This is a genomic window from Streptomyces rishiriensis (assembly GCF_030815485.1).
GTDB lineage: Bacteria > Actinomycetota > Actinomycetes > Streptomycetales > Streptomycetaceae > Streptomyces > Streptomyces rishiriensis_A.
Genome location: NZ_JAUSWV010000002.1, coordinates 1,943,461 through 1,962,164, shown reverse-complemented (window position 1 = coordinate 1,962,164; position 18,704 = coordinate 1,943,461). Strand labels below are relative to the sequence as shown.

19 protein-coding genes are annotated in these 18,704 nt (G+C 72.2%); 14 read left to right on the top strand and 5 right to left on the bottom strand.

The window, feature by feature from the left end; all coding sequences use genetic code 11:
• Window positions 1-226 precede the first annotated feature (226 nt).
• From QF030_RS11180 to QF030_RS11140, 9 genes are all read left to right on the top strand, one after another.
• Complete coding sequence (locus tag QF030_RS11180) at window positions 227-2,455, top strand: tetratricopeptide repeat protein (protein WP_307162502.1); 2,229 nt, start codon at window positions 227-229, stop codon at window positions 2,453-2,455.
• Window positions 2,456-2,591: 136 nt separating this feature from the next.
• Window positions 2,592-3,716, top strand: coding sequence for an alanine dehydrogenase (gene ald / locus QF030_RS11175; RefSeq protein ID WP_307162501.1), 1,125 nt, complete (start codon window positions 2,592-2,594; stop codon window positions 3,714-3,716).
• Between the two features lie 415 nt (window positions 3,717-4,131).
• Window positions 4,132-5,268 carry a ParA family protein gene (locus QF030_RS11170; protein ID WP_307162500.1) on the top strand — a complete coding sequence of 379 codons (1,137 nt, stop codon included), beginning with the start codon at window positions 4,132-4,134 and terminating at the stop codon, window positions 5,266-5,268.
• Window positions 5,253-5,831 (top strand): hypothetical protein, encoded by a 579-nt coding sequence (locus QF030_RS11165; RefSeq protein WP_307162499.1) that lies wholly within the window; start codon window positions 5,253-5,255, stop codon window positions 5,829-5,831. The genes QF030_RS11170 and QF030_RS11165 overlap by 16 nt, the downstream gene beginning before the upstream one ends.
• 18 nt (window positions 5,832-5,849) lie before the next feature.
• A complete protein-coding gene (locus QF030_RS11160) occupies window positions 5,850-7,058 on the top strand; it encodes a segregation and condensation protein A (RefSeq protein ID WP_307162498.1) in 1,209 nt (402 codons plus the stop codon).
• Window positions 7,059-7,111: 53 nt separating this feature from the next.
• Window positions 7,112-7,684, top strand: a complete 573-nt coding sequence (gene scpB / locus QF030_RS11155; RefSeq protein ID WP_373428888.1) for an SMC-Scp complex subunit ScpB — start codon at window positions 7,112-7,114, stop codon at window positions 7,682-7,684.
• Window positions 7,684-8,970 carry a pseudouridine synthase gene (locus QF030_RS11150; protein WP_307162496.1) on the top strand — a complete coding sequence of 429 codons (1,287 nt, stop codon included), beginning with the start codon at window positions 7,684-7,686 and terminating at the stop codon, window positions 8,968-8,970. Before scpB ends, QF030_RS11150 begins: the two co-directional genes overlap by 1 nt.
• An 82-nt stretch (window positions 8,971-9,052) precedes the next feature.
• The gene (locus QF030_RS11145; protein WP_307167537.1) at window positions 9,053-9,772 is read left to right on the top strand and encodes an NUDIX hydrolase; all 720 of its coding nucleotides are present in this window, start codon (window positions 9,053-9,055) and stop codon (window positions 9,770-9,772) included.
• Window positions 9,769-10,791, top strand: coding sequence for an ADP-ribosylglycohydrolase family protein (locus QF030_RS11140; protein ID WP_307162495.1), 1,023 nt, complete (start codon window positions 9,769-9,771; stop codon window positions 10,789-10,791). The genes QF030_RS11145 and QF030_RS11140 overlap by 4 nt, the downstream gene beginning before the upstream one ends.
• A gap of 32 nt (window positions 10,792-10,823) precedes the next feature.
• Here the strand turns inward: QF030_RS11140 and QF030_RS11135 are convergent, their stop codons facing one another.
• Genes QF030_RS11135 through QF030_RS11125 form a run of 3 tightly spaced genes read right to left on the bottom strand, consistent with a single transcriptional unit; the run spans window position 10,824 to window position 12,506 of the window.
• Window positions 10,824-11,243, bottom strand: coding sequence for a Rieske (2Fe-2S) protein (locus QF030_RS11135; protein WP_307162494.1), 420 nt, complete (start codon window positions 11,241-11,243; stop codon window positions 10,824-10,826).
• The gene (locus tag QF030_RS11130; RefSeq protein WP_307162493.1) at window positions 11,240-11,824 is read right to left on the bottom strand and encodes a DUF6529 family protein; all 585 of its coding nucleotides are present in this window, start codon (window positions 11,822-11,824) and stop codon (window positions 11,240-11,242) included. The genes QF030_RS11135 and QF030_RS11130 overlap by 4 nt, the downstream gene beginning before the upstream one ends.
• 22 nt (window positions 11,825-11,846) lie before the next feature.
• Window positions 11,847-12,506, bottom strand: coding sequence for a hypothetical protein (locus QF030_RS11125; protein ID WP_307162492.1), 660 nt, complete (start codon window positions 12,504-12,506; stop codon window positions 11,847-11,849).
• A gap of 194 nt (window positions 12,507-12,700) precedes the next feature.
• Between QF030_RS11125 and aroH the strand changes: the two genes are divergently transcribed.
• The 5 genes from aroH (at window position 12,701) to der (ending at window position 17,184) form a co-directional block, all read left to right on the top strand.
• Window positions 12,701-13,063: a chorismate mutase gene (gene aroH, locus QF030_RS11120; protein ID WP_020128171.1), complete on the top strand. Its 363-nt coding sequence runs from the start codon at window positions 12,701-12,703 to the stop codon at window positions 13,061-13,063.
• Window positions 13,060-14,145 carry a prephenate dehydrogenase gene (locus tag QF030_RS11115; RefSeq protein WP_307162491.1) on the top strand — a complete coding sequence of 362 codons (1,086 nt, stop codon included), beginning with the start codon at window positions 13,060-13,062 and terminating at the stop codon, window positions 14,143-14,145. The genes aroH and QF030_RS11115 overlap by 4 nt, the downstream gene beginning before the upstream one ends.
• Before the next feature lie 130 nt (window positions 14,146-14,275).
• Window positions 14,276-14,962: a (d)CMP kinase gene (gene cmk / locus QF030_RS11110; protein ID WP_307162490.1), complete on the top strand. Its 687-nt coding sequence runs from the start codon at window positions 14,276-14,278 to the stop codon at window positions 14,960-14,962.
• On the top strand, window positions 14,959-15,612 hold the full coding sequence (locus QF030_RS11105; protein ID WP_307162489.1) for a lysophospholipid acyltransferase family protein: 654 nt from the start codon (window positions 14,959-14,961) through the stop codon (window positions 15,610-15,612). The genes cmk and QF030_RS11105 overlap by 4 nt, the downstream gene beginning before the upstream one ends.
• An 87-nt stretch (window positions 15,613-15,699) precedes the next feature.
• Window positions 15,700-17,184 (top strand): ribosome biogenesis GTPase Der, encoded by a 1,485-nt coding sequence (gene der, locus QF030_RS11100; RefSeq protein WP_307162488.1) that lies wholly within the window; start codon window positions 15,700-15,702, stop codon window positions 17,182-17,184.
• Window positions 17,185-17,244: 60 nt separating this feature from the next.
• Here der and QF030_RS11095 read toward each other — a convergent pair whose 3' ends face one another.
• Both QF030_RS11095 and QF030_RS11090 read right to left on the bottom strand, forming a co-directional pair.
• Window positions 17,245-17,649, bottom strand: a complete 405-nt coding sequence (locus QF030_RS11095) for a hypothetical protein (RefSeq protein ID WP_307162487.1) — start codon at window positions 17,647-17,649, stop codon at window positions 17,245-17,247.
• A 127-nt stretch (window positions 17,650-17,776) separates the two neighbouring features.
• Window positions 17,777-18,559 carry a hypothetical protein gene (locus QF030_RS11090; RefSeq protein WP_307162486.1) on the bottom strand — a complete coding sequence of 261 codons (783 nt, stop codon included), beginning with the start codon at window positions 18,557-18,559 and terminating at the stop codon, window positions 17,777-17,779.
• Window positions 18,560-18,704: the final 145 nt, after the last annotated feature.

The window sequence follows — 18,704 nt, the reverse complement described above, 5'->3', positions numbered from 1 at the left end:
GTCGCCCACTTGCCCCTCCCGGTCCTCCCCGGTTCGTCCGCGGCCGTCCCGCCCGAGGCGGCCGCACCCCCGTCCGGTGTGACGATCGGCTGATCCGATCGGGGGACGTCTCGGCGGTGCCCGCCGTACTCCACCCGGAACGTCGCAGAGCGTGAACTAGGCTCGGGAATCGCCCGGTCCGGAGTCCCGGCGGGCTTGCGCGTGCGGTGGGACGGGAGTGTGGCCCGTGACGGATCAGGCAGTGGACACAGGCGGCGTGCAGCTGTCGGGACACGCTGCGACAGAGGGCCATTTCCTGGGCAGAGTCCGGGAGTTGAAGGAACTGCGCGCCGACATCGAGCGCACGGGGCTGGACACCATCTCCGGGAAGAAGGCACCACGCGCGCGCGTGCTCCTGATCGCCGGGCGGCCCGGCTCCGGGCGTACGGCGCTCGCCGAGGAGCTCGTCCGGCAGGTCGCCGACCGCTACCCGGACGGCGTCCTGCGCGCCCGCCTCGCCGAACCCGACGGCACGCCCGTGCCGGTCGAGCGGGCCGCCCGTGAACTGCTCACCGCGCTGCACGTGCCGACCCCGCCGGGCGCCGACGAGGACGATCTCGCGGCCCTCCTGCGCGAGGCCCTGGCGAAGCGCCGCGTGCTGCTCCTGCTCGACGACGCGGCCGGCGCCGAACAGGTCGACGCGCTGCTCCCGGACACCCCTCAGTGCCTGCTCGTCGCCGTCTCCGCCGGACCGCTCACCGGCATCGCGGACGTCCGCCCCTGCACCCTGGGCGGCCTCGACACCAAGTCCGCCCTCGAACTGCTGAGCCGGTACACCGGCTCGGTCCGCATCACCGTCGACCCGCGCTCCGCCGAGAGCCTCGTGGAGGCCTGCCAGGGCCAGCCGGCCGCACTGACCCTGGCGGGCGGCTGGCTCGCCGCCCGCCCCCAGGCGGCCGTCGCCGACCTCGCCAAGCAACTCCACGCGGAGGGCGACGAGGGCTCCCCGCTCAGCCGGGTCTTCCGGCTCGTGCACGCCGCGCTGCCCGCCCCCGCCGCCCGGATACTGCGACTGCTCTGCCTGGCCCCGGCCGGCCTGGCGGACCCGCACACCGCCTCCGCGCTGGCCGGCTGCTCGGTGGGCGCCGCCCGCACCACCCTGGACGATCTCGCCGTCCTGGGGCTGCTGCGGCCCGTGGACTCCCCGCTGCCCCAGTACGAGGTGCCCGCCTGTCTGTACCCCCTGCTGCGCGCCGCCGCCGAGAGCCACGACCGCCCGGCCGAGCTCCAGCTGGCCCGCGCCCGCATGCTGGAGCGCACGGTGCGGCTGCTCCAGTCCTGCCGGGCCATCACCGAGACCGACAACCCCCAGGCCCGCGAGAAGCTCCAGGGCCTGCCCGGCGCCCTGCGCTTCCCCAGCCCGCGCGCGGCCTCCGACTGGCTGCGGGGCCGGCGACCCGCCCTGCTCGCCTCGGCCCGCCTCGCGGTCGCCGACGGCGAGCTGGACACCCTGGCCCGCCGGCTGATGTCCCAGCTGGTCAGGGCGATGGTCGCGCACTTCGGCACCCAGGCGGCGGCGCCCGATCTGTACGGCGTCCACCAGCTCGTCCTGGACGTGGCCGAGCGCCGCGGCCTGCCCCGTGAGAAGGCCGCCGCCCTGCTGAACCTCGCCGACGTCGACGCCAGGACCGGCCGCACGGCGGAGGCCCTCGGACGCTACCGGGCCGCTCTGGACGCCGGACGCGAGGCGAACGACCCGTATGCGATCGGTCGCGCGATGGAATCCGTAGGCGGCGCGCATCTCGAGCTCGGGGACTACGACCGGGCCGCCGACTGGTTCGGACGGGCCCTCGCCCAGCGGCTGGCCCGCGACGAGCGGGCGGACGCCGCCCGGCTCTACGGCCGTATCGCCACCGCGCACACCTACGCGGGCCGCTACGGCGAGGCGCAGCGGGCCTGGCGGGCAGCCGCCGCCAACCACCGCAAGAACGGCGACGTCGGCGCGCACGCGCGGGCCCTGAGCGAACTGGCCCGGGTCCAGGAGTACGCGGGGCGCCCCGAGGAGTCGCTGCGCACCTGCCAGGAGGCGGTGGAGTGGGCCCGAAGCGCCGAGGACACGCGTCTCCAGGCCGCCGTGCAGCTGCGGCTGGCTGACACCCTGGAGCGCCTCGGCGACCCGGTGGCGGCCGCCCTGCACCGGAGCGCTGCCGAGCGCATCCTGGGAGAGGAGCTCCCGGACCCCGAGCCGGAGCCGCAGCCGTCGGAGCCGGCATCGCCGGCCGGATCGCCGTCGGAAGCGGAACCGGAACCGGAAGCGGAACCGAAGGCAGAACCCCGAGCGGAGTCGGAACCCGGTCCAGGGCCGGAGCCGGAGCCGGGACCCGGATCGGGGCCCGAGTCGGGGCCGGAACGGCCCGATCTCCTGGAACACCGCGCTAACACCTACGAAATCCGCAGTGCACCCGCTGAAGATTGATGCAATGAAAGGCTAGACAGCGGGAACGCCTTCATTAGACTGGCTCTGCCGCACGTTCTCCTGCGGTGCATCCCGGTGTGCCCTGTATCTCCGGGTATGTCTTCGCTGTGCCCCCACATCTACTGAGCCAAGGACCGTGATCCACGTGAAGGTCGGCATCCCCCGCGAGGTCAAGAACAACGAGTTCCGGGTGGCCATCACCCCCGCCGGTGTGCACGAACTGGTGCGCCACGGCCACCAGGTGGTCGTCGAACGCAACGCCGGTGTCGGCTCGTCCATCACGGACGAGGAGTACGTGGCCGCCGGCGCGCGCATCCTCGAGACCGCCGACGAGGTGTGGGCCACGGCCGACCTGCTGCTGAAGGTCAAGGAGCCCGTCGCCGAGGAGTACCACCGCCTGCGCAAGGACCAGACGCTCTTCACCTACCTGCACCTGGCCGCGTCCAAGGAGTGCACGGACGCCCTCGTCGCGTCCGGCACCACGGCGATCGCCTACGAGACCGTCGAACTGCCGAGCCGCGCGCTGCCGCTGCTCGCCCCGATGTCCGAGGTCGCGGGCCGGCTGGCCCCCCAGGTCGGCGCCTACCACCTGATGCGGGCCAACGGCGGCCGCGGTGTGCTGCCCGGCGGCGTCCCGGGCGTGCTGGCCGCCAAGGCGGTCGTCATCGGCGGCGGTGTCTCCGGCTGGAACGCGGCGCAGATCGCCATCGGCATGGGCTTCCACGTGACGCTGCTCGACCGCGACATCAACAAGCTCAAGGAGGCCGACAAGATCTTCGGCACGAAGATCCAGACGGTCGTCTCCAACGCCTTCGAACTCGAGAAGGCCTGCCTCGAGGCCGACCTCGTCATCGGCGCCGTCCTCATCCCGGGCGCCAAGGCCCCCAAGCTGGTCACCAACGAGCTCGTGTCCCGGATGAAGCCGGGAAGTGTCCTTGTCGACATCGCGATCGATCAGGGCGGCTGCTTCGAGGACTCCCGTCCGACCACCCACGCCGAGCCGACCTTCCCGGTCCACGAGTCGGTCTTCTACTGCGTCGCCAACATGCCCGGCGCGGTCCCCAACACCTCCACCTACGCGCTCACCAACGCCACGCTGCCGTACATCGTCGAACTCGCCGACAAGGGCTGGGTGGAGGCGCTGCGCCGCGATGCCGCGCTGGCCAAGGGCCTCAACACCCATGACGGCAAGGTCGTTTACCGCGAGGTCGCGGAGGCGCACGGCCTGGAGCACGTGGAGCTCGACCAGCTGCTCGGCTGAGCCCCCGCGCCGAGCCGATCGGCCAAGTCGCCCCGGGGAAAAAGGCGATACGTCAACACAGGTCGTCAACCCCGCACACCCGGCCGGACCTTGCCCGACAAGGTCCGGCCGGATGTGTGTATGGTCACTTTGCGCCTCTCGGTCAACTCGCCTCGAACGTAACGCTTCGACCGATTCGTACACCGGCGAAACCTGCCGTGCGACGGCCGTACGCCCTTGACAGCGGGATGTTTCATTGCCGACACATCGGGCCGGGTACGGCGGATTGTGTTGCTGCGAACACCCGACACGCCATAGAGTCGCCGACTGTCGGCATGGTGCCACGCTGACCTTGTCTAGAAGTTTCCTGGTCACCAAGGAGGTAAGACGACTTGTGAATGAGTCGACATTTGCTCCCGGGGGTGGTCAACCAGGAATGCCGACGCGGGCCGAGGTCTCCGCGGGGCTCGAGGCTGTCGGCTCCGTCGCTGTCCGAACCTTCGCAGCCCACCAGAGCCAGCGCAGCCCCCATGTGGCTCTGTCAGCACACCAGAGCATGGATGGCCATTACGTGAACGCCATGGCCGGCGACGGAAGTGGCGCGCCCCGCAACCACTTCGCCGACTACGACGAACTGCCCGACGGGCATTTCTACGACCCCGATGCCGAGTACGAGCCGGATCCGGAGTACGCGGCCACGCTCGCGCCCGACGCGGCCCGACAGCGCCGTGAGCGCGTCGGTCCGACCGGACGCCCGCTGCCGTACTTCCCGATCCCGGGCCCGCTGACCCAGCACGGCCCCGCGACGATCATCGCGATGTGCAACCAGAAGGGCGGCGTGGGCAAGACGACGTCGACCATCAACCTGGGTGCCGCGCTCGCGGAGTACGGCCGGCGCGTGCTGCTCGTGGACTTCGACCCGCAGGGCGCGCTGTCGGTCGGTCTCGGCGTCAACCCGATGGAGCTCGACCTCACCGTCTACAACCTGCTCATGGAGCGGGGCATGGCGGCGGACGAGGTGCTCCTGAAGACGGCGGTCCCCAACATGGACCTGCTGCCCAGCAACATCGACCTGTCGGCCGCCGAGGTCCAGCTGGTCTCCGAGGTCGCGCGCGAGTCCACGCTCCAGCGTGCGCTCAAGCCGCTGATGGACGACTACGACTACATCGTCATCGACTGTCAGCCCTCGCTCGGTCTGCTCACCGTCAACGCCCTGACGGCCGCTCACAAGGTGATCGTGCCGCTGGAGTGCGAGTTCTTCGCCCTCCGGGGTGTGGCGCTGCTGACCGAGACCATCGAGAAGGTCCAGGAACGGCTCAACCCGGACCTGGAACTCGACGGGATCCTCGCCACGATGTACGACTCGCGCACCGTGCACAGCCGTGAGGTGCTGGCGCGGGTCGTCGAGGCCTTCGACGACCACGTCTACCACACGGTCATCGGGCGCACGGTCCGCTTCCCGGAGACCACGGTCGCCGGTGAGCCGATCACCACGTACGCCTCCAACTCCGTCGGCGCCGCCGCCTACCGTCAGCTCGCCAGGGAGGTGCTCGCCCGGTGTCACGCCGAGTGAGTCTGCCGGGGGCCGACGAACTCTTCCGTACGACAGGGGGAATGGCGCTTCAGCCGTCCGCGCCCCGGCGCCCCGCCAACGGCGAGGCCCGGGTGCCCGCGCCGGCCGGCGAGAGCGACGGGGTGGCGGCCGGCGGCGCGGAGGACGGGCCGCAGGCCGTACCCGCGCAGGGCGGTGACGGCGAGGGCGCCGAGCACGCGGCGGCCGACGCCGGACAGGGCGACGCCGGGGAGTCCCGCATCCGGGGCGTCTCCGGGGAGCGCTCCGAGCGGCGCCCGGGCCCGCAGGAAGGTTCTGCCTCCGCCGACAGCCAGTCGCGCAAGCGCGCCCGGCAGGCGGCCCGCAGGCCCAGCGGCCGGGAGCGGCACGACGAGAAGATCACCGTCTACGTCTCCGCCGAGGAGCTCATGGACCTGGAGCACGCCCGGCTGGTGCTCCGCGGTGAGCACGGGCTGGCCGTGGACCGGGGGCGCATCGTCCGCGAGGCGGTCGCCGTGGTCCTCGCCGACCTGGAGAGCCGCGGGGACGCCAGCATCCTCGTACGACGACTTCGCGGGCGGTAGCGGTAGCCTGCGGGGGCCATGACCTCGAACGACGTTCCCGTCCCCGGCCCCGGCGCAGCAGCCGGCCGTCGCCGTGCGCTGGGGCGGGGCCCAGGGACGGCACCGGAACCCCCCCTGCCCGAGGCGGCGCCGGAACCCGTCGTGCCGGAGCCGGATCCGGCACGCGTCGCGCCGGAGCCCGGGGCGGCCGTACCGGAACCGGAACCGGAGCCCGATCCTGACGTGCGGGAGCCGGCGGAAGCGGAATCCGTCGGGCCGGAATCGGAGGCTCCGGAACCCTCCGTGCCCGAGGCGGCGCCGGAACCCGTCGTGCCGGAGCCGGTCGTAACGGACAGCGTGCCGGAATCCGTCGTACCGGACACCGTTCAGCCGGGATCCGTGGCCCCCGAACCGGTTCCCGAGGCCCGGGATGCTCCCGACGGGGTGTTCAAGGTCCGTCTCGCCAACTTCGAGGGGCCCTTCGATCTGCTGCTCCAGTTGATCTCCAAGCACAAGCTGGACGTCACCGAGGTCGCGCTGTCGAAGGTCACCGACGAGTTCATGGCGCACATCCGGGCGATGGGTCCCGACTGGGACCTGGACCAGACGACCGAGTTCCTGGTCGTGGCCGCCACGCTGCTCGATCTCAAGGCCGCCCGGCTGCTGCCCGCCGCGGAGGTCGAGGACGAGGCCGACCTGGCCCTGCTGGAGGCCCGGGACCTGCTGTTCGCCCGGCTGCTCCAGTACCGGGCCTACAAGCGGGTCGCCGACATCTTCACGCACCGGCTGGAGCGCGAGGCCCGGCGCTATCCCCGTACCGTCGGCCTCGAGCCGCACCACGCGGAGCTGCTGCCCGAGGTCGTCATCAGCATCGGCCCCGAGGGGTTCGCGAGGCTCGCGGTCAAGGCGATGCAGCCCCGGGCGAAGCCGCAGGTGTACGTCGACCACATCCATGCGCCGCTGGTGAGCGTGCAGGAGCAGGCCGGGATCGTCGTCGCACGGCTCCGGGAGCTCGGCGAGGCCAGCTTCCGCACGCTGGTGGCGGACACCGAGGACACCCTCACCGTCGTGGCCCGCTTCCTGGCGCTGCTCGAGCTGTACCGGGAGAAGGCGGTCGCGCTCGACCAGGAGACCGCCCTCGGTGAGCTGCTGGTGCGCTGGACCGGCGGGGACGGCAACGCGCGGCCGATGGTCACGGACGAGTTCGACCGGCCGCCCGAGGAACCCGAGAAGGAGACGAGGACGTGACCGAGGAGACCGTCGCCGTACTCGACCTCAAGCCGGCCCTGGAGGCCGTGCTGATGGTCGTCGACGAGCCCGCCACCGAGGAACACCTCGCGAAGATCCTGCAGCGGCCCCGGCGCCTGATCGCGGACGCGCTGCGCGAGCTGGCCGACGAGTACACCGTGCAGGGGCGCGGCTTCGAGCTCCGGCTCATCGCGGGCGGCTGGCGGTTCTACACCCGCCCCGAGTACGCGGCGGCCGTCGAGGGGTTCGTGCTGGACGGCCAGCAGGCCCGCCTCACCCAGGCGGCGCTGGAGACCCTGGCGGTCGTCGCGTACCGCCAGCCGGTCAGCCGCAGCAGGGTCTCCGCGGTGCGCGGAGTGAACTGCGACGGCGTGATGCGCACCCTCCTCCAGCGCGGTCTGGTCGAGGAGGCGGGCGCGGAACCCGAAACAGGTGCGATCCTGTACGTGACGACGAACTACTTTCTGGAGCGGATGGGCCTGCGCGGTCTGGACGAGCTCCCGGAGCTCGCGCCCTTTCTCCCCGAGGCGGAGGCGATCGAGGCCGAGATGCTGGAAGGGGTCCCGTCGTTCGATCCGGACGCACCGGACGCAGATGCAGACGACACGACGACGACGGAACTTTGATGCGAAGCAGTGGCAGCGGCAGTGGCAGGAACAACGGGCGCGGCAAGCCCCGGGGGACCGGCGGGGGCGGTTCCCAGCCGAGGGGCGGCTCGGGAGGCCGTGACGAGCGGTCGCGAGGCGGCTCGGGAGGCCGTGACGAGCGGTCGCGAGGCGGCTCGGGAGGCCGTGACGAGCGGTCGCGAGGCGGCTCGGCAGGCCGTGACGAGCGGTCGCGAGGCGGCTCGGCAGGCCGTGACGAGCGGTCGAGGGGCGGCGCCGGAGGCCGTGACGACAGGACGACGGGCGCGGGCCGCGACGACAGGCCGAAGCGTCCGGGCAATCCCCGTCCCGAGGAGCGCCGCTATGACGTAGGCCCCGGCGCCACCCACGAGGGCCCGAAGGCCGGACGCGGCGGCGCGGCCCGCGGCGGCGCCAAGGGCGGCCCCAGGCAGGGCCAGCAGCGCGGCGGACGCACCGAGCCGGCGCGCTCCCGCGAGTACGAGACGCGGGCCGAGGAGCGCAACCGGGACCGGTACGCCGGCAAGGAGGACGTCAAGCTGCCCAAGACCTTCCCGGGCGCCGAGCAGGAGGGCGAGCGGCTCCAGAAGGTCCTCGCACGGGCGGGCTACGGCTCCCGGCGTGCCTGCGAGGAGCTGATCGAGCAGGCGCGGGTCGAGGTCAACGGCGAGATCGTCCTGGAGCAGGGCAAGCGGGTCGACCCGGAGAACGACGAGGTCAAGGTCGACGGCCTCACGGTCGCCACCCAGTCCTACCAGTTCTTCTCGCTGAACAAGCCGGCCGGCGTCGTCTCCACGATGGAGGACACCGAGGGCCGCCAGTGCCTCGGCGACTACGTGACCAACCGCGAGACGCGGCTGTTCCACGTGGGGCGGCTCGACACCGAGACCGAGGGCGTCATCCTGCTCACCAACCACGGTGAGCTGGCGCACCGGCTGACCCACCCCAAGTACGGCGTGAAGAAGGTCTACCTCGCGCACATCGTGGGCCCCATCCCGCGTGACCTGGGCAAGCGTCTGAAGGACGGCATCCAGCTGGAGGACGGGTACGCGAAGGCGGACCACTTCCGGGTCGTCGAGCAGACCGGCAAGAACTACCTGGTCGAGGTGACTCTGCACGAGGGCCGCAAGCACATCGTGCGCCGGATGCTGGCGGAGGCCGGCTTCCCGGTCGACAAGCTGGTCCGCGTCGCCTTCGGCCCGATCACCCTGGGCGACCAGAAGTCCGGCTGGCTGCGTCGGCTGTCCAACACCGAGGTGGGCATGCTGATGAAGGAAGTCGAGCTCTAGGCATTCCTGGGGCTCCCAGGGCTTGTGTGCGACCGCACCCCCTTTTTATAGTCGTGGTGACTATTAAAAGGGGGTGTTCGTCGTGCGGGGTTACGACAAGTACGCCCACGAACCCTTCGCCGTCACCGTCGATCTCGCCGTTCTCACGCTGCGCGGGGGCGGCCTGCACGTCCTGCTCGTGGAGCGCGGCCAGGAGCCGTACGCCGGACGGTGGGCACTGCCGGGGGGCTTCGTACTGCCGGACGAGTCCGCGGAGACGGCCGCCCGGCGCGAACTCGCCGAGGAGACCGGCCTGAAGGACGTCTCCGGGCTGCACCTCGAGCAGCTGCGCACCTACAGCGAACCCGGCCGCGACCCCCGTATGCGGGTGGTGTCCGTCGCCTTCGCCGCGCTGCTGCCCGACGCCCCCGAGCCGACGGGCGGCGGCGACGCGGCCCAGGCGCGCTGGCTGCCGTACGACGCCGTGGAGCCGCTCGCCTTCGATCACGACCGGATCCTCGCCGACGCCCACGACCGGGTCGGCGCCGACCTCGAGTCCACCTGCCTCGCCACGGCCTTCTGCCCGCCCGAGTTCACCCTCGGCGAGCTCCAGCAGGTCTACGAGACGGTGTGGGGGACCGGCCTCGACCGGCCCAACTTCCGTCGCAAGGTGCTCGCCACCCCGGGCTTCGTCGAGCCCGTGCCCGGCGGCGCGCGCCTCACCGGCGGCCGTGGCAAGCCTGCCGCCCTCTACCGTGCGGGCGCCGCCACCGCGCTCCGTCCGCCGCTGCTGCGACCGCCCCGGGAAGGACGATCCGCATGACCATCTCGACCACCGTCAGGAAGCACGCCACCGGGTCCCTGCTGGGACTCGCACTGGGGGACGCGCTCGGTTTTCCGACCGAGTTCAACGACGTTCCCTCGATCGTCGCCAAGTGCGGGCCCTGGCGGGGGATGGAGCTGCCGAAGCGCGCGTTCGTCTCCGACGACACCCAGATGACCCTCGCCGTGGGACGAGCCCTGCGGACCGCCATGGACCGGGGGCTGCTCGTGCCGACGTCCCTGGCGCGCCCGCTGCGCGAGGAGTTCGTGGACTGGTACCAGTCGCCGGACAACAACCGCGCCCCCGGGCGGACCTGCCTCATCGCGTGCAATCTCCTCAAGGACGAGAAGCGCGGCTGGCGGGACGCGAGTCAGATCGGTTCCAAGGGCTGTGGGGCCAACATGCGGGTGGCCCCGGTCGGCCTCGTTCCCGGGCTCAGCGAAGAGCAGCGGGCCGGGGCCGCCCAGCTCCAGTCCGCCCTCACCCACGGGCACCCCACCGCGCTCGCCGCCTCCGACCTCACCGCCCACGCCGTACGGCTGCTCACCCAGGGCGCCGAACCGACGGCACTGGTCGGGCTGCTGAGGGCCTACGCCGTCGACAACCGCTCCCGCTATCACCACCGCTGGCTCGGCGACCTGTGGACCCGTAGCCAGGACCCCACGCCGGAGCACTTCATCGAGCGCGGTTGGGACGAGTGCCTCGGGGCGCTGGAGCGTCTCCGGGAGGCGCTGCGCGACCCCGCGCCCGAGACCGACCCGTGCCTGGCCACCGGGGAGGGATGGATCGCCGAGGAAGCGATGGCGACCGGTCTGCTGTGCTTCCTGCTCTTCCCGGACGAGCCGGTGACCGCGCTGCGCCGGGCGGCCTGCTCCTCCGGGGACTCCGACTCCATCGCCTGTCTGACGGGCGCGTTCGCGGGCGCGTACGCCGGGGCCGACGCCTGGCCGACGGCGTGGGCGGACCGGATCGAGTACCAGAGTGAGCTCGTGACGCTCGGTGCGCTCTGGGACCAGTGACCCGCGCTCGGGCCCAGTGACCCGCCCCGGGGTCAGGTCAGCTTGATCGAGCCGCCCTCGACCGTGATCTGCTCCGCGGGCAGCGGCTGCGTCGCCGGGCCGCCGGCCACCGAGCCGTCGGCGACGCGGAACTCGCTTCTGTGACAGGGGCAGTGGATGATGCCGTCGGCGACGCTGCCGACGGTGCAGCCCTGATGCGTGCAGATCGCCGAGAAGGCCTTGAAGGCCCCCTTCGTCGGCTGGGTGACGACGACCTTCTCCTCCGCGAAGATCTTGCCGCCGCCGACGGGGATGTCGGTGGTCTTCGCCAGCTCCTGGCCGGCGGAGGCGTTCGGGGACTGCTCGGACGAGGAGTCGTCCTCGCCGCCGTACTCTCCGCAGCCCGTGGCCAGCGCGGCTGCCGCGCCGCCCGTCGCCAGGAGGACCGTGCGTCGTGTCGCGGGGAGGGTCATGTCGTCACTCCGAAAGTGCGGAAGAACCAGAGGGCCGAGGTCAGCCAGATGATCGTCAGTACGGCGAGGACGAGCCCGCCGACGATCGGCAGCAGCCATCCCGGGAGTCGCTCCGAACGGAGCAGCAGCATCTTGGCACTGAATGCGCCGAAGAAGAAGCAACCCAGGAGGGAGTGCCACACCACGCGCGTTTCGTATGTCTGATACCCCAGCGCGTACAGGCAGTGCACCGCCACCGGGACCGCGGTCAGAAAGGCCGCGCGGCCCGACCAGCGGTGCAGCGTGCCGGACCAGGCGGGCCCCGGCAGCCTGCCGTAGAGCATCGCCGCCGAGACGAGCTGGACCAGCGCGAAGAGCATCGCGGCCGTCGCCAGCCAGGACTTGACCGCGCCCGTGCTGCTGAAGCCGGCCAGGTTGAAGGCCGTCCCGGCCGGGTCGTGGACCTTGCCGTACGCGCCCAGGGCGACCGCCACGGCGGCGGCGACCAGCGCCGGGACCAGATAGCGGGCCGGGCCAGGGCCGTGCCGGACGGGCTCCGGGCCGGGGAAGTTCTGTGTCGCGGCGTTCGGGTCGACGGTCATGGTGGCTCCCTGCTCGGAGGGGTCAGGGGGTGGCGGGGCGGGCCGTGAGCTGCTGTCCGTCGACCGTCACCGTGCCGGTCGACGGGTCGATGCGGGGCGCGGGGGAGGCCTTGCCGTCGCGGGTGAGGATGCCGACCTGGGTGCCGTCCCGGAGCACGATCCAGCCGCCGTCGATCTTCGCGGAGCGCACGGTGGCGGTGGCCCGCCACAGCCCGGACGGCTTCTTCGCCCGGTCCGCCGAGAAGGCGTGCCGCCCGCCGCCCACGGTGACCGTGCCTTCGACCCGCCTGCCGTCGTCGAGCGTGCCGTCCAGCCGCGCGCCGTGCTCGCCGGTGAGCCGCAGCGTGCCGTCGTCCTCGACGTCGCCCTTGAGCCAGGACTCCTCGGTGCGGCCGTCGCAGTAGTACGCGACGGCCCTGCCGTCCTGGACGGAGACGGCGATCGCCGCCGCGTCGTCGTCCGTGCGGCCGGCGTAGTCGGCGTCGGCGGCCGGGACAGGGGAGGGGGAGGCGGAACGGGAGGGTGCGGCCTCCGAGGCGGTGCTCCGGACGGGGGCCGGGCTCGGTGACTCCTCGTACGAGGACGACGCGGTCCTCGTCCCCGTGGTCGCGTTGAGCGTCAGCAGGAACAGGCCGAGCACCAGTCCCGCGAGAAGGGTGAGCAGGGGTCCTGGACGCTTCATGTCGGGCCTTCCCCGATGTGGGTGTCCTGCCGTCAGAGTGTCATGAGAGCGCAGGCCGCACCCGGCGTAAAGGGCGTACGGAGGCGTTCCCGTCTCGGCACGCGGGCGGCGCGCACCCGACCGGCGCGGGCTGACTAGGCTGGCTGCGTCAGGAGCCGTAGTCGGCAGTCGGTACGTCAGCAAGGAGCAGCGCCGTGGCGGTACGAGCGGTCCGGGGAGCCGTCCAACTCGAGCGGGACGAGGCCGGCCACATGGACGAGCAGGTCGGAGCCCTGCTCACCGCCGTTCTGGAGCGGAACTCGCTCGGCGCCGACGACCTGATCAGCATCTGGTTCACGGCCACACCCGACCTGCACAGCGACTTCCCGGCCGCCGCGGCCCGCAAGCTCGGCATCGTCGACGTGCCGCTGATCTGCGCCCAGGAACTCGACATCGCGGGCGCCATGCCGCGGGTCGTGCGCATCCTCGCGCACGTCGAGTCCGACAAGGCGCGCGCCGACATCAACCACGTCTACCTCGGGGCCGCGGCCGCCCTGCGCAGGGACATCGCCCAGTGAGGACCGCGCTCGTCATCGGAACCGGGCTGATCGGCACGTCCGCCGCGCTGGCCCTCGCCCAGCGGGGCGTCGTCGTCCACCTCGCCGACCACGACCCGGAACAGGCGCGTACGGCGGCGGCGCTCGGCGCCGGCTCCGACACGGAACCCGACGGCCGGGTCGACCTCGCGATCGTCGCCGCTCCGCCCGCGCACGTGGCCACGGTGCTCGCCGACGCGATGCGCCGCGGGGTGGCCCGCGGCTACCTCGACGTGGCCAGTGTGAAGGGCGGGCCGCGCCGTGAGCTTCAGGCCCTCGGTCTCGACCTGTCGGCGTACATCGGTACGCACCCCATGTCCGGCCGGGAGAAGTCGGGCCCGCTGGCGGCGACCGGCGACCTCTTCGAGGGGCGTCCCTGGGTGCTGACGCCGACCCGGGACACCGACACCGAGGTGCTGAACCTCGCCCTGGAACTGGTCTCGCACTGCCGTGCCGTCCCGGTGGTCATGGACGCGGACGCCCACGACCGCGCGGTGGCGCTGGTCTCCCACATGCCGCACCTGCTCTCCAGCATGGTCGCGGCGCGTCTGGAGCACGCCGAGGAGGCCGCCGTACGGCTGTGCGGGCAGGGCATCCGGGACGTCACCCGGATCGCCGCCTCCGACCCCGGCATGTGGATCGACATCCTGTCCGCGAACCCGGGGCCGGTCGCCGACCTGCTCACCGACGTCGCCGCCGACCTGGAGGGGACAGTCCGCTCCCTGCGCGCCCTGCAGTCCTCCGACGACGCCAAGCGCCGTGAGGGCGCCGACGGCGTCCAGGACGTGCTGCGTCGCGGCAACGCGGGCCGGGTCCGCGTCCCCGGCAAGCACGGGGCCGCTCCGCGGGCGTACGAGGTGGTGGCGGTGCTCATCGACGACCAGCCGGGTCAGCTGGCCCGCATCTTCGCCGACGCCGGACAGGCGGGCGTCAACATCGAGGACGTACGCATCGAGCACGCGACCGGACAGCAGGCGGGTCTGGTGCAGCTGATGGTCGAGCCGAAGTCCGCGGTGGTGCTCTCCTCGGCGCTGCGCGAGAGGGGCTGGGCGATCCGGCAGTAGGGCGTCCCACGGGCCCGGGCGCCCGGTGCGGACCGGGTACCGGCCGGACGAGTGACGCGCGGCCGGTAACCTTGTGCGGGGCGCGGTCGCGTCCCGCACCCACCGCCTCGTACCAGGAAGGTGTCCCCCCGTGGAAAACGGCGCCGCCCAGCCCGTGATTGTCGCCATCGACGGCCCCTCGGGCACCGGCAAGTCGAGCACGTCCAGGGCCGTGGCCGCCCAGCTGGGACTGAGCTACCTGGACACCGGCGCCCAGTACCGGGCGATCACGTGGTGGATGGTGACCAACGGGATCGACATCGAGGACCCCACGGCGATCGCCGCCGTCGCCGGCAAGCCGGAGATCCTCTCCGGCACCGACCCGGCCGCCCCGACGATCACCGTCGACGGCACCGACGTGGCCGGTCCGATCCGCACCCAGGAGGTCACCGCCAAGGTCAGCGCGGTGAGCGCGGTGCCCGAGGTGCGGGCCCGGATCACCGAGCTCCAGCGCACGCTGGCGGCCTCCACGGAGCAGGGGATCGTCGTCGAGGGCCGGGACATCGGTACGACCGTGCTGCCCGACGCCGACCTGAAGATCTTCCTCACCGCCTCTCCGGAGGCCCGTGCCGCCCGGCGCAGCGGCGAGCTCAAGGGCGCCGACGTCCGGAGCACCCGTGAGGCGCTGATCAAGCGGGACGCGGCAGACTCCTCCCGCAAGACCTCCCCGCTCGCCAAGGCGGACGACGCCGTCGAGGTGGACACCACCGAGCTGACGCTGGCCCAGGTCATCGAGTGTGTCGTCACCCTCGTCGAGGAGAAGCGGGCCGCGAAGTGACGGCCGCTTCCCTGCCTTCGGAGAAGGGCGCCGAGGTCGGGCGGCGCATCGGCGTCGGCCTGATGTACGGGCTGTTCAGGCCGCGGGTGCTGGGCGCCTGGAAGGTGCCGGCGAGCGGCCCGCTGATCTTCGCGATCAACCACTCGCACAACGTCGACGGCCCGATGGTGATGGGCGTGGCGCCCCGGCCGACGCACTTCCTGATCAAGAAGGAAGCGTTCATCGGCCCGCTCGACCCGTTCCTGACCGCCATCGGCCAGCTCAAGGTCGACCGTGACACCACCGACCGGACGGCGATCACCCGCGCGCTGGGCGTGCTGGAGAGCGGCGGGGTCCTCGGGATCTTCCCGGAGGGCACCCGGGGCGAGGGCGACTTCGCCGCCCTGCGTGCCGGGCTCGCCTACTTCGCGGTGCGCGGCGGGGCCCCGATCGTGCCCGTCGCTGTACTGGGAAGTTCCGAACGGCGCGGACGGTTGATAAAGGCACTGCCGCCGCTGCGCTCCCGTGTCGACGTCGTCTTCGGCGAGCCGTTCGACGCGGGCGACGGCAGCGGACTGCGGACCCGCAAGGCGCTGGACGCGGCCACCGAGCGCATCCAGAAACAACTGGCCGCACACCTGGAAAACGCCAGGCGCCTGACCGGGCGCTGAGCGACACTGAATACCGAGTAGTGGATCAACCCGAACAAAACGGCTGCTCCACCGATCACCACGAATGAACGACGAGGTACGGACTTCATGAACGACCACATCCAGCCCGACGGCTCGGACGCCTTCGAGCACGATCACGGGGCGCTCGGCGACGCCGAGTACGCGGAGTTCATGGAGCTCGCCGCCGTCGAGGGCTTCGACGTCGACGACGTCGAGGGGGCGATCGAGGCCGCCGGTCACGGGCCGCTGCCCGTACTCGCCGTCATCGGGCGCCCGAACGTCGGCAAGTCGACGCTCGTGAACCGGATCATCGGCCGCCGCGAGGCCGTCGTCGAGGACAAGCCGGGCGTCACCCGCGACCGCGTCACCTACGAGGCCGAGTGGGCGGGCCGCCGCTTCAAGCTCGTCGACACCGGCGGCTGGGAGCAGGACGTCCTCGGCATCGACGCCTCCGTGGCCGCGCAGGCCGAGTACGCGATCGAGGCGGCCGACGCCGTCGTCTTCGTCGTCGACGCCAAGGTCGGCGCCACCGACACCGACGAGGCGGTCGTACGGCTGCTGCGCAAGGCGGGCAAGCCCGTCGTGCTGGCCGCCAACAAGGTCGACGGTCTGAGCGGCGAGGCCGACGCGGCCGCCCTGTGGTCCCTGGGCCTCGGCGAGCCGCACCCGATCTCCGCTCTGCACGGCCGCGGCACCGGCGACATGCTGGACGCCGTCCTGGAGGCGCTGCCGGAGGCCCCCGCGCAGACCTTCGGCACCGCGGTCGGCGGCCCGCGCCGCATCGCGCTCATCGGCCGCCCGAACGTCGGCAAGTCCTCGCTGCTGAACAAGGTCGCCGACGAGGACCGCGTCGTCGTCAACGAGATCGCGGGCACCACCCGCGACCCGGTCGACGAGCTCATCGAACTCGGCGGCGTGACCTGGAAGTTCGTCGACACGGCGGGCATCCGCAAGCGCGTCCACCTCCAGCAGGGCGCCGACTACTACGCCTCGCTGCGTACCGCGGCCGCCGTCGAGAAGGCCGAGGTGGCGGTCATCCTGATCGACGCCTCCGAGTCCATCTCGGTCCAGGACCAGCGCATCGTCACCATGGCCGTCGACGCGGGCCGCGCCCTCGTCATCGCCTACAACAAGTGGGACACCCTCGACGAGGAGCGCCGCTACTACCTGGAGCGGGAGATCGAGACCGAGTTCGCCCAGGTCGCCTGGGCGCCCCGGGTGAACGTCTCGGCGCGCACCGGCCGGCACATGGAGAAGCTGGTCCCGGCGATCGAGGCCGCCCTGGCCGGCTGGGAGACCCGTGTCCCGACGGGCCGTCTCAACGCCTTCCTGGGCGAGCTGGTCGCCGCCCACCCGCACCCGGTCCGGGGCGGCAAGCAGCCGCGCATCCTCTTCGGCACCCAGGCCGGGACCAAGCCCCCGAGGTTCGTCCTCTTCGCCTCGGGCTTCATCGAGGCGGGCTACCGGCGCTTCATCGAGCGCCGGCTGCGCGAGGAGTTCGGCTTCGAGGGCACCCCGATCCACATCTCGGTGCGGGTGCGCGAGAAGCGCGGCGCGAACAAGAAGAAGTAACGGCGACACGGCTGGAGGGCGGCACCCGCACGGGTGCCGCCCTCCAGCCGTGATCAGTGATCAGAAGGTTCTGCGGGGGGCCGGCGGGAGCGCCGCCGGGATGTGGTGCATCGCGGTCGGCGCGGGCTGCTGGCCGAGCTGCCCGACCCGCTGCCACTGGGACTGCTGCTGTCCGACCCGCGCGCTCTGCGCTCCCGCGCTGTAGGCGCTGTAGGAGCTGCTGAACGATCCCGGGCGGGGCGCCGGGTAGGAGCTCGTGTGGTGCGGGATGTTCCCGAAGGCGGTGAACCCCAGTTCGTCCTCGCCGCTGCGGTCGCCCGGCAGCGAACGGAACGTCTTGACGTACTCGGCGTAGAGCGCGTCGTAGATCGGCGTGGCCGATGGGCCGACGGACGCGTCCTGGGCCGGTCGTGCGGACGGGATCGACTGGAAGGACGGGCGGCGGGGAACGTCGTAGGTGTGCACGTATGTCCAAACGACGCGGCACGGGAAGAGATGCGGCCGGTCGGGCGTCCTCGGGCGCGCGCGGGGCTGCGCCCGAGGACGGCCGTCCAGCCGCCGTACGACCGCAGTCCCCGCCCGGTGGACGGGCTCAGGTGCCGGCCAGGGGCAGTGCCGCCCCGACCAGCTGCCCGTTGCCCGCGGCCTTGTCCAGGGCGTCCCGCAGCAGGTCCTCCCGCGGCTGACGCCCGATGGAGCCCACCGGCGCCGCGAACATCAGCACCTGCTGGTGCTTGTTGGCGGCGGCCCGCCAGCCCTCCGTCACCTGCAACGGCTGGTGGGCCTGCCACCAGGCGACCGGCTGCCCGCCGTTGGCCGAGGGCTGGAGCACCGCGTGCAGCTGGCCCATCGCCAGCAGCACCGACCAGCCGTGCTGCACCGGAGGCACCTCGGTCAGCTCGGACAGCGGCATGAAGCCCTGCTCGATGAGCAGCGGCAGGAAGTCGTCGCCGGCGCCGGTCGTGCCGGGCCGCACGATGGGCGCGGTCGGCTCGACGACCAGGGCCGGGTGCAACTCCCCGGCGATCAGGACGAGCCCGCTGGTGACGCCGAGCACCGCCTGCTCCGGTGCGACCTTGTCGGGGTCCAGGTCGACGGTGTCGCCGCTGATGGAGCGGACCGCGCCCTGGAGCTGCTCCTCGGTGACCTGGACGATCTGCGAGGGCAGACAGGTGGAGTGGGCGAAGGCGAGGACGGCGGTCTCGTCCCCGATGAACAGGACGGTGCTGGTGCGCTCGTTCTCGGAGTCCCCCGGGGTGCGGCAGGACGTGCAGTCGTAACTGCCCGGGGCGTTGTCTCCGGCGAGCAGCCGGTCGGCTTCTTCGTCGCCGATCTCGGCGCGTACCTCGTCGCTGACGTCGAGCATGCGCGGCACGGGTGACTCCCTCGGATGCGGTGCGTGGGCGAGGCGGGTGGCTCCCGGCTCGTGGTCCGGGTGGGTCCCCGGCTCATGAAGAAGACAACGGGCGATCTGTGGCCGGGGTCACGCTGGAAGGCGAACGGAATCGAACCATCCTGCG

Coding starts and splice junctions, on each gene's coding strand:
- QF030_RS11170 (WP_307162500.1), top strand. CDS start 4,132: ATGCCGACGCGGGCCGAGGTCTCCGCGGGGCTCGAGGCTGTCGGCTCC.
- QF030_RS11130 (WP_307162493.1), bottom strand. CDS start 11,824: ATGACCGTCGACCCGAACGCCGCGACACAGAACTTCCCCGGCCCGGAG.
- QF030_RS11135 (WP_307162494.1), bottom strand. CDS start 11,243: ATGACCCTCCCCGCGACACGACGCACGGTCCTCCTGGCGACGGGCGGC.
- QF030_RS11160 (WP_307162498.1), top strand. CDS start 5,850: ATGACCTCGAACGACGTTCCCGTCCCCGGCCCCGGCGCAGCAGCCGGC.
- QF030_RS11125 (WP_307162492.1), bottom strand. CDS start 12,506: ATGAAGCGTCCAGGACCCCTGCTCACCCTTCTCGCGGGACTGGTGCTC.
- scpB (WP_373428888.1), top strand. CDS start 7,112: ATGGTCGTCGACGAGCCCGCCACCGAGGAACACCTCGCGAAGATCCTG.
- QF030_RS11150 (WP_307162496.1), top strand. CDS start 7,684: ATGCGAAGCAGTGGCAGCGGCAGTGGCAGGAACAACGGGCGCGGCAAG.
- QF030_RS11140 (WP_307162495.1), top strand. CDS start 9,769: ATGACCATCTCGACCACCGTCAGGAAGCACGCCACCGGGTCCCTGCTG.
- der (WP_307162488.1), top strand. CDS start 15,700: ATGAACGACCACATCCAGCCCGACGGCTCGGACGCCTTCGAGCACGAT.